Below are 15416 nucleotides of genomic sequence, written 5' to 3' on the forward strand. Positions count from 1 at the left end.
ATTGCGCAAATATATGATCAGTGTCAATCAACTTCAGTCAAATAATTTCATATTGCACTGCACAATTGCCAAATTATGATTGATTATGATCGTTTCTGATTGACATTAAAACCCGTTCTGCTCCATAGCTATGGTAAATCGCGGCAGCTGCGGCGCGCGCGGCGACATGAACTATCGGGAGGACAGTATGGCAGACAGGATCCAACTTCTGGATAATCGTTGGGATGATCAGAAGGCTGCTGGCCTGGATGAGCCCGGCAAGCTGCTCTATCGTTCAAATCTGCTCGGAGCCGATAAGCGCATCACCAATTACGGCGGCGGCAACACGTCTGCGAAGATCGCCGAGACGGATCCCCTGACCGGGAGATCGGTCGATGTGCTATGGGTCAAGGGGTCAGGCGGTGATGTCGGTACGATCAAACTCGACGGCTTTGCGACCTTGTATATGGAGAAGCTGCAGTCGCTGAAGTCGATCTACAGGGGCGTTGAGGATGAAGACCGGATGGTGGGCTTCCTGCCGCATTGCACTTTCAATCTCAACAGCCGCGCGGCGTCTATCGATACGCCATTGCATGGATACGTTCCCTTCAAGCATGTGGACCACATGCATCCTGATGCGATCATTGCCATTGCTGCATCAAAGAACTCGCGCGAACTGACGAATGAGATCTTTGGCGACGACATCGGCTGGCTGCCCTGGCGCCGCCCAGGGTTCCAGCTTGGCCTCGATCTCGGCGCTTATGTGGCTGCACACCCGAAATCCAAAGGCGTGGTTCTCGAGAGCCACGGTCTCTTCACCTGGGCGAACGACGCCAAGGAATGCTACGAACTCACGCTTGAAATCATCAACAAGGCCATCGTCTGGTTCGACCAGAAAACGTCCGGCAAATCGGTCTTTGGCGGAAGCACAACTGAGAGCCTTGATGCTGCCGCGCGCAGGACTATCGCAGCAAGGCTCATGCCTGAAATTCGCGGCAAGATTGGCGTATCAGAACGCAAGCTTGGTCACTTCGACGATCAGACAGCCGTACTTGAATTCGTCAACTCAAAGGCATTGCGCCCGCTCGCAGCACTCGGCACCAGCTGCCCCGACCATTTTCTGCGGACAAAAATCCGGCCGCTGGTGCTCGATTTCGACCCGGCAGACCCAGACGCCGATGCCGTTGTGGCATCCCTCGATAATGCACTAGAGGCATATCGTGCAGACTATGCCCGCTATTACAACGACTGCAAACATGCCAATTCGCCGGCCATGCGCGACCCCAACCCCGTGATCTTCCTCATCCCGGGCGTGGGCATGCTGTCATTTGCCAGGGACAAGGCTACCGCGCGTATCGCGGGTGAATTCTATGTCAACGCCATCAATGTCATGCGCGGCGCCTCGTCGGTCTCCGAGTATCAGGGGCTACCCGAGCAGGAGGCATTCGACATCGAATACTGGTTGCTCGAAGAGGCCAAGCTGCAGCGCATGCCGAAGCCTAAGTCGCTGGCAGGTCGCGTCGCGTTCGTCACCGGGGGTGCCGGCGGGATCGGACGCGCAACTGCCGAGCGGCTATTGGGTGAGGGGGCGTGTGTCGTCCTGGCCGATATCGACGCGGAAGCCCTCAAAGCCACGTACGAGGAGTTCGCCAAGCGATATAGTGAAGATGCGGTGCGCAGCCTGCAGTTGAACGTCACAGACGAGGTTGCAGTCATAGCCAGCTATGCCGATGCGTCGGTCGAGTTCGGCGGTGTCGATATTCTTGTTTCGAACGCTGGCATTGCATCCTCGGCTCCGATCGAGACGACTGAGCTTTCGATGTGGACTCGCAACATGGACATTCTCGCGACGGGCTACTTCCTGGTCTCGCGCGAGGCATTTCGCCTGTTCCGGCGGCAGAAGATCGGAGGCAACGTCGTGTTCGTTGCGTCCAAAAATGGCCTCGCCGCATCCCCCAACGCCAGCGCCTATTGTGCAGCGAAAGCCGCGGAAATCCATCTTGCTCGCTGTCTTGCGCTCGAAGGCGCGGAAGCCGGCATTCGCGTCAACACGGTCAATCCGGACGCAGTGCTGCGTGGCTCCAAGATTTGGAACGGCGAATGGCGCGAGCAACGTGCCGCCTCTTCCAACCTGCAGGTCGACGAGCTCGAAGAACACTATCGCAAGCGGTCATTGTTGAAGCTCAACGTTCTTCCGGAAGACATCGCCGAAGCGATTTATTTCCTCGCCTCGGACGCGTCTGCCAAGTCGACCGGGAATATCATCAATGTCGACGCAGGTAATGCGCAAAGCTTCACGCGATAGCATTGTCTCGGGGAGGACATCATGAGTGAACAACATATTTCCGGCGAATTGATTGCATCCGAAAACGGCCGCCTGCTTACCGCCCACAAGAGCGATTACGAAGCCCTTGGCGCACACCTTGCACGGCGTAGCATCGACATTGATGAAATCACAAAAAAGGTCGTTGCATTCTCGGTTGCAGTGCCCTCATGGGGTGTCGGGACCGGGGGCACACGTTTTGCCCGCTTCCCCGGCAAAGGCGAACCTCGAGGTATCTTCGACAAGCTCGACGATTGCGCTGTCATTCATCAGCTGACAAGAACCACGCCAACGGTTTCACTGCACATCCCATGGGACAAGGCAGATCCGAAACATCTGAAATCCTATGCCGATGCGCTGGGTCTTGGTTTCGACGCGATGAATTCCAACACTTTCTCCGACGCACCCAATCAGGCTCATTCCTATAAGTACGGCTCGCTTAGCCATGTCGATGCGACGACGCGCACCCAGGCAATCGAGCACAATATCGAATGCATCGAGATCGGTCGGGCGATCGGCTCGAAAGCTTTGACGGTTTGGGTCGGCGACGGTTCGAATTTTCCGGGTCAAAGCAATTTCGCCCGGACGTTCGAACGATATCTCACATCGATGGCGGAGATCTACAAGGCGCTGCCCGATGACTGGCGCATCTTCTCCGAGCACAAGATGTACGAACCAGCCTTCTATTCGACGGTCGTGCAGGATTGGGGCACGAACTACCTGATCGCGCAGACGCTCGGCCCAAAGGCTCTCTGCCTTGTCGATCTCGGTCATCATGCACCGAATACCAATATCGAGATGATCGTCTCGCGGCTCATCCAGTTCAACAAACTGGGCGGCTTTCATTTCAACGATTCAAAATATGGTGATGACGACCTCGATGCCGGATCAATCGATCCTTACCGGCTCTTCCTTGTCTTCAACGAACTCGTCGATGCCGAAGATCGGGGGATTGAGAATTTTCATCCCGCGCACATGATCGACCAGTCGCACAATGTCACGGATCCGATCGAAAGCCTGATCTCCAGTGCCAATGAAATTCGCCGTGCTTATGCACAAGCGTTGCTCGTCGATCGCAAGGCACTTGCCGCCTACCAGGACGACAATGACGCGCTGATGGCGTCGGATATGCTTAAACGGGCCTACCGTACCGACGTGGAACCCATTCTGGCCGAGGCTCGCCGACGTTCATCGGGTGCCATCGACCCGATTGCCACGTACCGCAAGAGTAGCTACCGGGAACTGGTCGGCAAGCAACGGCCAGCAAGCGTCGCCGGTGGCGGCGGTATCGTTTAGGCGGCTTCACTCTCGGTTAGTCCAAAGGCAGCGCTTCACCGCGCTGCCTTTTTCTTTTTGGATTGACAGCCCCGCCCACATTTGTTCTTATTCTACTATAAAGCATTATATTACATAATAATGGAATAACAAAAAGGGAACCGTCATGAAGTCACTGAAGCTTGCACTCCTTCTTGGTTCGGCACTCGTTGCCCTTAGCCCCGCCGCCTTCGCCCAATCCAAGGGTGGCATCATCAATGTCGCAACCATTGGCGAGCCTCCAACGCTCGACGCAATGGCATCGACGGCAGATCTCGTTGGTATCGTCTCCCAGCACATCTTCGAGACGCTCTACACATTCGACAAAAGCTGGAACGTTACGCCACTTCTCGCTGCCAGCCTGCCGGAAGTCTCTGCCGATGGCAAAATCTACACCATCAAGCTGCGTTCGGGCGTCAAATTTCATGACGGTACCGACATGGATTCAGACGATGTGGTCGCCTCGTTGAAGCGATGGACACAAATCGCCTCGCGCGGCAAGCAAACTGCTTCGCTGATCACCTCGATTGACGCCGTTGATCCATCGACCGTGAAGATCACGCTGAATGCTCCCTACGCGCCACTGTCGTCCTTGCTGGCATTCAATAATGCGGCGGCGATCATCCTCCCAAGCGAAAAGCAGCAGAACCCGATGACCGATCCAATCGGTACCGGGCCATACATGCTGAAAGAGCGCAAGGCAGATCAATATATCCAGCTGGCGCGTTTTGACGGCTACAAATCACCTGAGGGTGACGAGAATGGCTATGGCGGCGCACGCCACCAATATCTGGACGAAATCCGCTTTGTACCTGTTCCAGACCCCAATACCCGCGTCGAGGGCGCTCTTTCAGGCCAGTTTGATTATGTCGACAGCCTTCCGGTCGAGGCCTATGACCGCCTGAAGGGTCAGACGACCACTGAAGCGGTATTGCTCAAGCCTTTCGGCTGGCCGGTGTTCGTCATGAACACCAGTCAGGGTATAACCAAAAGTCAGGATCTGCGTCTCGCCATTCGTGACGCATTAAGCGAAGAAGACATGCTGGCCGCCGCATTCGGCAGCACTGATTTCTATGCGCTCAATCCATCCATGTACCCGGACGGTTATAGCTGGAAGACCGACGCGGGCACTGAAGGGGCCTACAATGTCGCCGATCCTGAAAAGGCAGCCGAGCTGTTGAAGAAGGCCGGCTACAATGGCGAACCGCTTCGCATTCTCACCAGCCGCCAATACGAATTCCACTACAAGATGGCGCAGGTCGCAGCCGAATATCTGAAAGCCGCCGGCTTTACCGTCGATATGCAGGTCGTCGACTGGGCAACACTGACACAGCGACGTGCCGACCCGAAGCTGTGGGACATTTATATCAGCCATAGCCCGTTCCTGCCGGAGCCGGCGCTGATCGGCGCCATGTCGACCAGTGCACCTGGCAACTGGGACACGCCTGCGCGCAAGGTCGCTGTGGATGCGTTCAACTCGGAAGTCGATCCCGCGAAACGCGTCGCTCTCTGGGCCGAAGTGCAGAAAGTGATCTATGCTGAAGTTCCGATCATCAAGATCGGCGATTTCAATGCGCTCTCGGCCAAATCGCCAAAGCTCGAAGGCTTCACCCCGGCGCCCTGGCCATATTTCTGGAACGTATCGCTCAAGAAGTGATGCAGTAACTCGCGCGGACGGAGTGCTTCGTCCGCGCAGTCCTGAACTAATCCGCCCAGCAAACAGGATCGTTTCGCCCAGATGCTCCGTTACATACTTCAACGCTTTATCGGCATGATCATCGTGATGTTTCTGGTGGTGACGATTGTCTTCATCATCGTCCGCGTCACGCCGGGCGATCCCGCGGCCGTCATGCTGGGTCCCGAAGCGACTGCCGCCGATATCGCAGCTTTGCGCCAACAACTCGGTCTCGACCAATCGATCCCACTGCAGTACATCTACTTCATCGGCAACTTGCTTAAGGGCGACCTCGGCCAATCGATCTTCCTCAACCAGCCTGTGCTGCAGGCCTTGGGGCAACGTGCCGAGCCCACATTCTTTCTAACAATATTCTCGCTGCTGATCGCCAGTGTCATCGCCATCCCGATTGGGGTCTACGCCGCCTACAGACGCGGATCGCTTTTCGATCAGGCCGCAACTGCGCTGGCAATGCTGGCTGCAAGCATTCCGAGTTTCTGGCTCGGGCTTATTCTCATACAGATATTTGCCGTGCGCTACGGACTGTTTCCCGTCTCGGGCTATGGCGGCCCCGGTACGTCGCTATTGGAGCGCCTTGGCCATCTGGTTCTCCCCGCCTTTGCGCTCGGCATTGTTTCCTCCGCACTCATCATGCGTTTCACACGAGCTTCCATGCTTGATGTGCTCGGCGACGACTATATCCGCACAGCGCGGGCGAAAGGGGTCGACGAACGACGCGTGGTTCTGAAGCATGCTTTCAAGAACGCGCTGATCCCGATCCTTACAGTCATCGGTTTGACTGCCGCCGTACTGATATCTGGCGCGGTCGTCACCGAGACCGTCTTTGGTCTTCCTGGCGTCGGCAGCCTCGTCGTATCGGCGGTGCTTCGCCGGGACTATCCAGTCATCCAGGGCGCGCTGCTTATCATTGCAGCGCTTTATGTCCTCATCAACTTTGCCATCGACATGCTTTACCTCGTCGTTGACCCCAGGGTGCGCTACTAATGACGGATATCACAACCAACGCACCGCTCAGCGAACGCTCGAAATTTTTCCGGGTACTCATCAGGCGCAAGACTGTCCTGTTTGGGCTCGTCGTCCTTGCGATTTTTGTGACGCTTGCGACATTCGCACCGCTGATCACACCCTATGCGCCAAACAAACTGTCGATCGTGAACCGTCTCAAGCCGCCGGAATTGCGATGGCTGTTCGGAACGGACGAATTCGGTCGTGACGTGTTCTCACGCACGATCTACTCGGCACGGTTATCGCTGATGGTGGGTTTCGCCGTTGTCGTGCTGGCCTCGATAATCGGTGTTACCCTTGGTATCCTGGCCGGTTTCTTTCAGAAGCTCGATGCTCCGATCACCCGGCTAATCGATGCGATGATGGCATTTCCGGACATATTGCTGGCGATCGCGCTGGTCGCTGCGCTCGGGCCATCACTGACGACTGTCATCGTTGCCTTGAGCATCGTGTACGCTCCGCGTCTGGCGCGTATCGTTCGCGCGTCCACACTGGTGATACGCGAACTACCCTACGTGGAGGCCGCAACATCACTGGGCATTTCAACGCGGCATATCATGACGCGGCATATCCTGCGCAATCTGCTGTCACCCATCCTCGTCCAGGGAACATTCCTGTTTGCCAACGCCATGCTCGCAGAGGCGGGCCTCTCGTTCCTCGGTCTCGGCGTCAGCCCTGAAGTGCCGACATGGGGGACCATGATTGCCTCCGGCCGCCAATACATAGGCAAAGCGGACTGGATGACCCTCTTTCCCGGCATCGCTATCGTGCTCGCCGTTCTTTCACTGCAGATGGTTGGCGACGGCTTCCGCGACCTTCTCGACCCTCGCCTCAGAAAGGATCTCTGATCATGCCTGCCTCTTCCGCAGCCGATGGCCGCCTGTTGCTGGCCAACGTCAAACCGGTTGCCTTCGGACCGAACACGCCGTCTACGAGTATTGACGTCCTGATCGACGCAAACGGAAAGATTGCCGAATTTGGTCCATCGCTGAATGTCCAGGCGGACATACGCCGCATAGACGCAAAGGGCGCCTGGATCTCGCCCGGATGGGTGGATCTCCACACTCATATCTGGCACGGCGGCACTGACATTTCCGTCCGGCCGCAAATGTGCGGCGCCGAACGGGGTGTAACGACCATTGTTGACGCGGGCTCGGCCGGTGAAGCCAATTTTCACGGGTTCCGAGAATATATCATCGACCCGGCACGCGAGCGCATCAAGGCATTCCTGAACCTCGGCTCGATCGGACTGGTTGCCTGCAACCGTGTGAGCGAGCTGAGTGACATTCGGTCCATCGACATCGACCGTACCGTCGCCTGCGTGAACGAGAACCGCGACCATATTGTCGGACTCAAAGTGCGGGCCAGCCATGTGATCACCGGATCGTGGGGCGTAACGCCAGTCAAGGTCGGCAAGAAAATCGCCAAGATCCTGAAGATTCCGATGATGGTTCATGTGGGCGAGCCACCCGCACTCTATGACGAGGTCCTCGAAATCCTCGGTCCCGGAGACATCATCACCCATTGCTTCAATGGCAAGGTCGGCAGCAGCATTATTGAGGACGACGACCTTTTCGAACTGGCGGCGCGTTGCGCGGGGGAGGGAATCCGCCTCGACATCGGCCATGGTGGGGCATCGTTTTCCTTCCGTGTTGCGGAAGTTGCGATCCGGCGCGGCCTTCTGCCGTTCTCGATCTCGACCGATATACACCTGCGCAGCCTCAACTTCGCGGTATGGGATCTCGCCACAACGATGTCGAAACTCTTGAGCGTAGGCATGCCGTTCGACAAGGTGGTCGAGGCCGTAACACTTTCACCGGCGTCTGCAATCAATCTCCCTACAGAAAATCTCCTTTCAGTCGGTACCCGTGCGGATTTCACCATCTTCGAGCTCGCCGACTCCGATCTCAAGGTCATCGATTCGATGGGTTACGAAGCAAAGCTCGACAAGCTCTTCGAACCACGTTGGGCGGTGATGGGCAATGAGCCCAATACCGCCAGCCGCTATCAGCCGGTCAACCCTGAAACATCCGGCGCCATCGCCTCCTATTCATACCGTTAAGGAACAAGCCTTGAGCCACTCATCAAGTTCGGCAGTTGATGCTGACATTTCTCCCTATGACCGTCTGAAGACGCTCGGCGTAAGCCTCCCGGCCGCGCCGAGCCCCATTGCGAACTTTGTCACCCACATTCAGGAAGGCAATATGCTTTACTTGTCGGGGCAGGGGCCTCGCGAAGACAATGGCTACCTGCACACCGGCAAGGTCGGTGGCAATGTGAGCGTCGAAGAAGCTTACGAACATGCGCGCCTCACCGGCATCAATCTGCTGGCAGTGATGCAATCCGCACTCGGTGATTTGCGCCGGGTCAAGCGGGTGGTGAAGCTGCTCGGAATGGTCAATGCCGTGCCCGACTTCGGCGATCATCCTTCCGTCATCAATGGTTGTTCCGACCTGTTGATCGACGTGTTCGGCGAAGCGGGCAACCACGCGCGTTCGGCAGTTGGTTTCGGCTCGCTACCCGGCAATATCACTGTGGAGATCGAGGCGATAATCGCCTTGAAGGATTGAATTCAGGAATGACTGCGCCAGCCCATCACCGTCTCGATCCGCTCCGCCGAGGCCTTGACCTCGGCCGTGTAACGCTCGGGATGGTCGGCAATCTTCTGTTCAGGAAGGACGATGGAAATCGTGGCGATGCACGCGCCCTTGTCATCACAGATAGGCGAGGCAACGCACGCGACAGCATAGTCGGATTCTCCGGCCTGAATGGAAATGCGCGCCTGCAGCGCCTGGCTTGCCGACTCGGACAACACGGCCGGATCGATCACGGCGCGCCCAGTAGGCGAGGACTTGGCGCAATGTTCAAACAGGTCCAACCGTTCCTTTTCAGACAGATGGCCAACGAGCAGGCGACCGGATGCAGTCCAGTTAAGCGGCACACGAGTGCCGACCCGCGACGTTACCTGGAAGTGACCGGGACCATCGGCCATGGCGAGCACCATCATGTGATCGCCATCGCGACCGCAAACCTGTACGGTCTCACCCGACACGCGGCTAAGATTGTGCATCTCGTGATTGGCAACATTCAGGAAATCCAGCGATCGCGCGTAAGCCAGTCCGTAATGATAAAGCCGCGCACCCAGCCATACGGAACTATCGCTGTTGCGCGAGAGCAGGTTCTTCTCGACCAGATCGTCAATGATCACATAAACCGTCGAAAGCGGGGCGCCGATCGCTTTGGCGATGGCATAAACCCCAGCCGGGCTACCGGTCTCATACAGATAATCAAGGACCTGCAGGGCGCGGTCTATTCCGCTGACGCGCGAGCGCTTGTTACCCTTTTCGGACTTTTCAAACCCACCGGTGGCTTCCATGTCTGATGTCTTTGCGTCCAATTTCAGGCTCCTGGCGAGATCCAATGGTTTTCCAAGTCTTTATTACATTATAGCGGCATATATGCCAAGCAAATGGAATATGTCACTGACAGTTCAAGGAGAATAACATGACCGACTCCCGTACACCGCCCGATTTTCGACAGTCCCTCGGATTGAGACCTGTGATCAATGTTTCCGGGACGATGACATCGCTTGGCGCATCCATTGTCGTGCCGGAAGCTGTCGCTGCCATGACTGCCATACTCCCGCAATTTGTGGAAATCAACGATCTGCACAAATTGGCGAGCCCGGTGATCGCGCGTTTGACCGGTGGAGAGGCTGGCTTTGTCACCGCCTCGTGTTCAGCCGGCATCAGCCTCGCAGTCGCAGCAGCCATGACAGGGAACAACCTTGCAGCTATTGAACGCCTGCCGGAGACGACAGGCTTGAAGGACGAGGTGATCATCCAGACGGGTCATGTGGTCAGCTATGGCGCACCGGTGGATCAGGCGATCCGCCTTGCGGGTGCCAAGGCTGTGCAGATCGGGCAGGCAACGTCCTGCTATCCATATCACCTCGAGGGCGCCATTAACGAGCGCACGGCTGCGGCGGTCTTCGTTGTCTCGCACCATACAGTGCAGTACGGGCTGATCGCTTTGAAGAAATTCGCCGAAATCTGCCATGCACACGGCGTCCCGGTCATTGTCGACGCCGCGTCAGAATATGATCTGAAGATCTTCCTCAAGGAGGGCGCCGACATCGCTCTCTATTCATCGCATAAATTCCTCGGGGGCCCGACAGGTGGCATCGTTGCGGGACGCAAGGAACTGGTACGCGATGCCTTCTTGCAGAACATGGGTATCGGCCGCGGTATGAAGCTTGGCAAAGAAAGCATCCTTGGCACAATCGCTGCGCTGGAAGCGTGGGAACGGCGCGATCACGCCGGAATTCGGGAGAAGGAGACCGGCTACCTCAATCTCTGGAAGCAGACGCTTGCTGGCAAGCCGGGCGTCACAGCCGAGATCGAGCCGGACCCCACGCATAACCCCCTCGATCGGCTGCGTGTCACGGTTGATCCACAGGAGGCGCATATCACCGCCTGGGACCTGGCCGATGCTTTGGCCCGCGGTGCACAACCAGTCATTGTCCGCGACCATGAAGCAGAGCACGGCTACTTCTACATGGATCCCTGCAACCTGCATCCGGGAGAAGATGAAATCGTGGCGAGCCGTCTGGAAGAGGAACTCGCCAAAGCAGGGACATCGAACGAGGTCATCGCGACACCCTTTGAAGAACGCTACGCACGCCGCATTGCAGGCCTGATGCGCTGGCCGGATTGATCGACGCGAAAGGACAGCCCATGGAAAAGCCCACCGCCCCGGTCCTATCGGTCTCGAACCTGACAACGTCCTTCATGGCCGACGGTCAGTGGCGGCCCGTCGTACGCAACGTCTCTTTTGACGTTGCCCCCAGCGAAACGGTGGCGATCGTCGGCGAATCCGGCTCCGGAAAAAGCGTCACGTCGCTTTCGATCATGCGGTTATTGCAGAAGGACAAGAGCCGCATCGAAGGCAAGATCCTGCTGGGCGGCAAGAACATTCTTCAATTGCCGGAAAACCAGATGCGTGCGGTCCGCGGCAATGACGTCGCCATGATCTTCCAGGAACCGATGACCAGCCTCAATCCGCTGTTCACGGTTGGCCAACAGATCAGCGAGGCGCTGCTCTGTCACCACAATATTTCGAGAGCAAAGGCGAAGGCGGAAACCATCCGTCTTCTGGAAAAGGTGCGTATACCGGCCGCAAGCTCACGCTTTGACGAGTATCCGCACCGCTTCTCCGGAGGCATGCGTCAGCGCGTCATGATCGCAATGGCTCTTGCCAGCAAGCCGAAACTATTGATCGCCGACGAGCCGACAACTGCCCTTGACGTTACCATCCAGGGCCAGATCCTCGATCTCATCAAGCTGTTGCAGGACGAAGAAGGAACCTCCGTCCTCTTCATCACCCACGATATGGGCGTCGTCGCCGAAATCGCCGACAGAACGGTCGTAATGTACAATGGCGAGGCAGTCGAGACCGGCGATACGGCTGATATCTTCGCACGCCCACAACATCCCTATACGCGATCGCTGCTGTCGGCAGTGCCTATCCTGGGCTCGATGAAGGGACACAAGCGTCCCTTGCGTTTCCCGGTCGTTGACCGCACCACCGGTACGTCCGATACACCGGTCGAGGCTGCCGACACCGTACAGATGGAAGCCCAACCGCTGCTGGAGGTACGCAACCTCACCACGCGCTTCAACATTCATTCCGGCATGTTTGGGCAGCTTGAGGGCCGCGTCCATGCTGTCGAGAACCTCTCCTTTACCCTGCAGCCTGGTGAAACTCTCTCACTGGTCGGAGAATCCGGTTGCGGCAAGTCGACAACCGGCCGCTCGATCATGCGCCTCGTGCAGGCTCAGGGGGGCGAGGTCCTGCTCAATGGACGGGACGTGCTGACGATGGATCCGAAGCAGCTGCGTGACATGCGCCGCAACATGCAGATGATCTTCCAGGACCCGTTCGCCAGCCTCAACCCGCGCATGACCGTCGGCGCAGCGATTGCCGAGCCCTATCTCGAGCACAAGCTCGGAACCCGTATACAGGCGCGCGATCGCGTGGCCGACCTGCTGGAGCGTGTCGGACTAAAGGCGGACATGGCAGGGCGCTATCCCCACGAGTTCTCCGGCGGTCAGCGCCAGCGCGTGTGTATTGCCCGAGCCCTGGCGCTCGATCCAAAAATCATCGTCGCCGACGAATCTGTCTCGGCGCTCGACGTGTCGATCAAGGCGCAGGTTATCAACCTCCTGCTCGATCTGCAGGCGAGTCTCGATCTTGCGTATCTGTTCATCTCGCATGACATTGCCGTCGTCGAACGCGTCTCCCATCGCATCGCCGTCATGTATCTCGGCGAGATCGTCGAAATTGGCCCTCGCGCCGCAATCTTCGAAAACCCGCAGCATCCCTATACCAAAAAACTGATTTCTGCTGTGCCCGTTCCCGATCCGGCGCGTCGCGGCCTCAAACGACCGGTATCCAATGACGAGATCAAGAGCCCGGTAAGGCCGCCTGACTATGTGGTCCCCGCCCGTCAATATTCAGAAATCTCCGAAGGACATCTGGTCCAGGTCAACTAGGCGAACCGCAAGATCTGGCCCGCAAGGTCGCACGACAGATGAACTGTGCCGAAAATTCCGCTATCATTCGTGCTGGCACCGTGGCATTGCTGCGCCATCGGAAACGCATGGGTAGAGTGGTATTATGACCAAGCACTTCATCGAGCATTTGTCACGTGAACTGACAGGCCTGAAGGAAACGGGCCTCTATAAGTCCGAACGCGTCATCACCTCCAAGCAATCCGGCCAGATCGAGATTTCAACGGGTGCGAAAGTACTTAATTTCTGCGCCAACAACTATCTCGGCCTGGCCGACAATGCCGAACTGGCAGCAGCAGGCAAGGCGGCGCTTGACCGCTATGGTTACGGCATGGCCTCGGTGCGTTTCATATGCGGCACTCAGGAAGAGCACAAAGAGCTCGAGGCACGCATTTCAAGTTTCCTCGGTCTTGAGGATACGATCCTTTACTCAAGCTGCTTCGACGCGAACGGTGGGCTATTCGAGACCCTTCTCGGCGAAGAAGACGCAATTATCTCCGACGCGCTCAACCACGCCTCGATCATCGACGGCGTTCGCCTCTCCAAGGCCAAGCGATTCCGCTACGCCAATAATGACATGGCGGCACTTGAGGAAGAACTGAAGAAGGCCGAGGGCAGCCGCTTCAAGATGATCGCTACTGACGGCGTCTTCTCGATGGATGGTATTATTGCCAACCTTGAGGGTGTCTGCGATCTCGCAGAAAAATACAACGCTCTTGTCATGGTGGACGATAGCCACGCGGTCGGCTTCGTCGGTAAGAATGGTCGCGGTTCAGCCGAACATTGCGGCGTCGAAGGCCGCGTCGACATCATCACCGGCACACTCGGCAAGGCGCTGGGGGGCGCATCAGGCGGCTATACGTCCGGAAAGAAGGAGGTGGTCGACTGGTTACGCCAGCGATCCCGTCCTTACCTCTTTTCCAATACGCTGGCGCCTGTCATTGCGGCAGCATCATTGAAAGTCTTTGATCTCATCGACAGCGGGGCCGAGCTACGCGCAAGGCTTATTGCAAATGCCGCGCATTTCCGTCGTGACATGACCAAGCTCGGCTTTACGCTTGCCGGAGCCGATCACCCGATCATTCCGGTCATGCTGGGTGAGGCGACACTCGCACAGGAAATGGCATCGCGCATGCTCGAAAAGGGCGTCTATGTCATTGGCTTCGCCTTTCCTGTCGTCCCGAAAGGACAGGCGCGTATTCGCACGCAAATGTCTGCCGCCCACACCAGTGCAGACGTCGCCAGAGCAATCGACGTATTTGCCGAAGTCGGGCGTGATCTCGGCATCATCAAATAGGATAGAACCATGTCGAACATGATGAAAGCGCTGGTCAAGGCCAAGGCGGAACCGGGCATCTGGATGGAACGGGTCCCAGTTCCTGAGCCAGGTCCCAACGATGTGCTGATCCGGGTCAAGAAATCCGCGATCTGCGGTACGGACGTGCATATCTACAATTGGGACAAGTGGGCACAGGCAACGATCCCGGTGCCGATGGTCGTCGGCCACGAGTTCAGCGGCGAGATCGCTGAAATCGGTTCGGCCGTGACCAAATACAAGGTCGGTCAGCGCGTTTCGGGCGAAGGCCACATCGTTTGCGGCACTTGCCGCAACTGCCGCGCGGGCAGGGGACACCTTTGCCGCAACACACTCGGCGTGGGCGTGCACCGGCCAGGCTCATTCGGAGAATATGTCTGCATTCCCGAAGCCAATGTCGTACCAATCCCCGACGACGTTGCCGATGAAATCGCAGCGATTTTCGATCCCTTCGGCAATGCCGTGCATACAGCTCTGAGTTTTGACCTCGTTGGAGAAGATGTGCTTGTAACAGGTGCCGGCCCTATCGGCATCATGGGCGCGCTGGTCGCAAAGCGTTCCGGCGCCCGCAAGGTCGTAATTACCGATATCAACCCCGCTCGCCTGGCGCTCGCCCGCAAGCTCGGGATCGACTATGTCGTCGATGCATCTTCGCAAAATCTCACCGATGTGATGCGCGAAATCGGCATGACCGAAGGTTTTGACGTCGGTCTTGAAATGTCGGGAGCGGCTCCGGCCTTCCGAGACATGATCGACAAGATGAACAATGGCGGCAAGATTGCCATTCTCGGCATTGCACCGACAGGTTTCGAAATTGACTGGAACAAGGTCATCTTCAAGATGCTCAACCTCAAAGGCATTTATGGCCGCGAAATGTTCGAGACCTGGTACAAGATGATTGCTTTCGTGCAGGGCGGGCTTGATCTTTCTCAGATTATCACCCACCGGCTTTCGATCGACGATTTCCAGGCAGGCTTCGACGCAATGCGCTCTGGCAGTTCTGGCAAAGTAGTCTTGAGCTGGAATTGAAAATTTCACTCGTGTTCGCAGGTGTATAGGTCGTAACCGTGTTGTGCTGCTGCGGTACCTCGTTTCCAAGCCTCATATCTCCCGCTCTGCTTATGAGCCAATGAGGCTGCACCCTCGTTAAGGACTTTCAAGGCAACGATTGTGTGTTGCGGGCCCGTCAAGTGAGCCATTCGTTGCGCATAT

Annotated in this window: 12 protein-coding genes; 11 read left to right on the forward strand and 1 reads right to left on the reverse strand. The window is 57.1% G+C overall.

Going from position 1 to position 15416, the window contains the following annotated elements:
* Positions 1-187 precede the first annotated feature (187 nt).
* The 7 genes from CU102_RS25585 (at position 188) to CU102_RS25615 (ending at position 8887) form a co-directional block, all read left to right on the forward strand.
* Positions 188-2284, forward strand: coding sequence for a bifunctional rhamnulose-1-phosphate aldolase/short-chain dehydrogenase (locus tag CU102_RS25585; RefSeq protein ID WP_106713916.1), 2097 nt, complete (start codon positions 188-190; stop codon positions 2282-2284).
* A gap of 21 nt (positions 2285-2305) precedes the next feature.
* A complete protein-coding gene (gene rhaI, locus CU102_RS25590; protein WP_106713892.1) occupies positions 2306-3598 on the forward strand; it encodes an L-rhamnose catabolism isomerase in 1293 nt (430 codons plus the stop codon).
* 145 nt (positions 3599-3743) lie between these two features.
* On the forward strand, positions 3744-5273 hold the full coding sequence (locus tag CU102_RS25595; RefSeq protein ID WP_106713893.1) for an ABC transporter substrate-binding protein: 1530 nt from the start codon (positions 3744-3746) through the stop codon (positions 5271-5273).
* A gap of 81 nt (positions 5274-5354) precedes the next feature.
* Positions 5355-6296, forward strand: coding sequence for an ABC transporter permease (locus CU102_RS25600; RefSeq protein ID WP_166648566.1), 942 nt, complete (start codon positions 5355-5357; stop codon positions 6294-6296).
* Positions 6296-7165 (forward strand): ABC transporter permease, encoded by an 870-nt coding sequence (locus CU102_RS25605; RefSeq protein ID WP_106713894.1) that lies wholly within the window; start codon positions 6296-6298, stop codon positions 7163-7165. Before CU102_RS25600 ends, CU102_RS25605 begins: the two co-directional genes overlap by 1 nt.
* A 2-nt stretch (positions 7166-7167) precedes the next feature.
* The gene (locus tag CU102_RS25610) at positions 7168-8379 is read left to right on the forward strand and encodes an amidohydrolase/deacetylase family metallohydrolase (RefSeq protein ID WP_106713895.1); all 1212 of its coding nucleotides are present in this window, start codon (positions 7168-7170) and stop codon (positions 8377-8379) included.
* A gap of 10 nt (positions 8380-8389) precedes the next feature.
* Positions 8390-8887 carry a RidA family protein gene (locus tag CU102_RS25615; protein WP_245425554.1) on the forward strand — a complete coding sequence of 166 codons (498 nt, stop codon included), beginning with the start codon at positions 8390-8392 and terminating at the stop codon, positions 8885-8887.
* 2 nt (positions 8888-8889) lie between these two features.
* On the opposite strand, the gene CU102_RS25620 is transcribed toward CU102_RS25615, so the two are convergent.
* On the reverse strand, positions 8890-9720 hold the full coding sequence (locus tag CU102_RS25620; protein ID WP_425351605.1) for an IclR family transcriptional regulator: 831 nt from the start codon (positions 9718-9720) through the stop codon (positions 8890-8892).
* A gap of 101 nt (positions 9721-9821) precedes the next feature.
* Between CU102_RS25620 and CU102_RS25625 the strand changes: the two genes are divergently transcribed.
* The 4 genes from CU102_RS25625 (at position 9822) to tdh (ending at position 15233) form a co-directional block, all read left to right on the forward strand.
* A complete protein-coding gene (locus CU102_RS25625; protein WP_106713898.1) occupies positions 9822-11033 on the forward strand; it encodes an aminotransferase class V-fold PLP-dependent enzyme in 1212 nt (403 codons plus the stop codon).
* A gap of 20 nt (positions 11034-11053) precedes the next feature.
* A complete protein-coding gene (locus CU102_RS25630) occupies positions 11054-12871 on the forward strand; it encodes an ABC transporter ATP-binding protein (protein ID WP_106713918.1) in 1818 nt (605 codons plus the stop codon).
* Positions 12872-12995: 124 nt separating this feature from the next.
* Positions 12996-14186 carry a glycine C-acetyltransferase gene (locus tag CU102_RS25635; protein ID WP_106713899.1) on the forward strand — a complete coding sequence of 397 codons (1191 nt, stop codon included), beginning with the start codon at positions 12996-12998 and terminating at the stop codon, positions 14184-14186.
* Positions 14187-14195: 9 nt separating this feature from the next.
* Positions 14196-15233, forward strand: a complete 1038-nt coding sequence (tdh, locus tag CU102_RS25640; RefSeq protein ID WP_106713900.1) for an L-threonine 3-dehydrogenase — start codon at positions 14196-14198, stop codon at positions 15231-15233.
* Positions 15234-15416: the final 183 nt, after the last annotated feature.

It is taken from the genome of Phyllobacterium brassicacearum, assembly GCF_003010955.1.
Lineage (GTDB): Bacteria > Pseudomonadota > Alphaproteobacteria > Rhizobiales > Rhizobiaceae > Phyllobacterium > Phyllobacterium brassicacearum.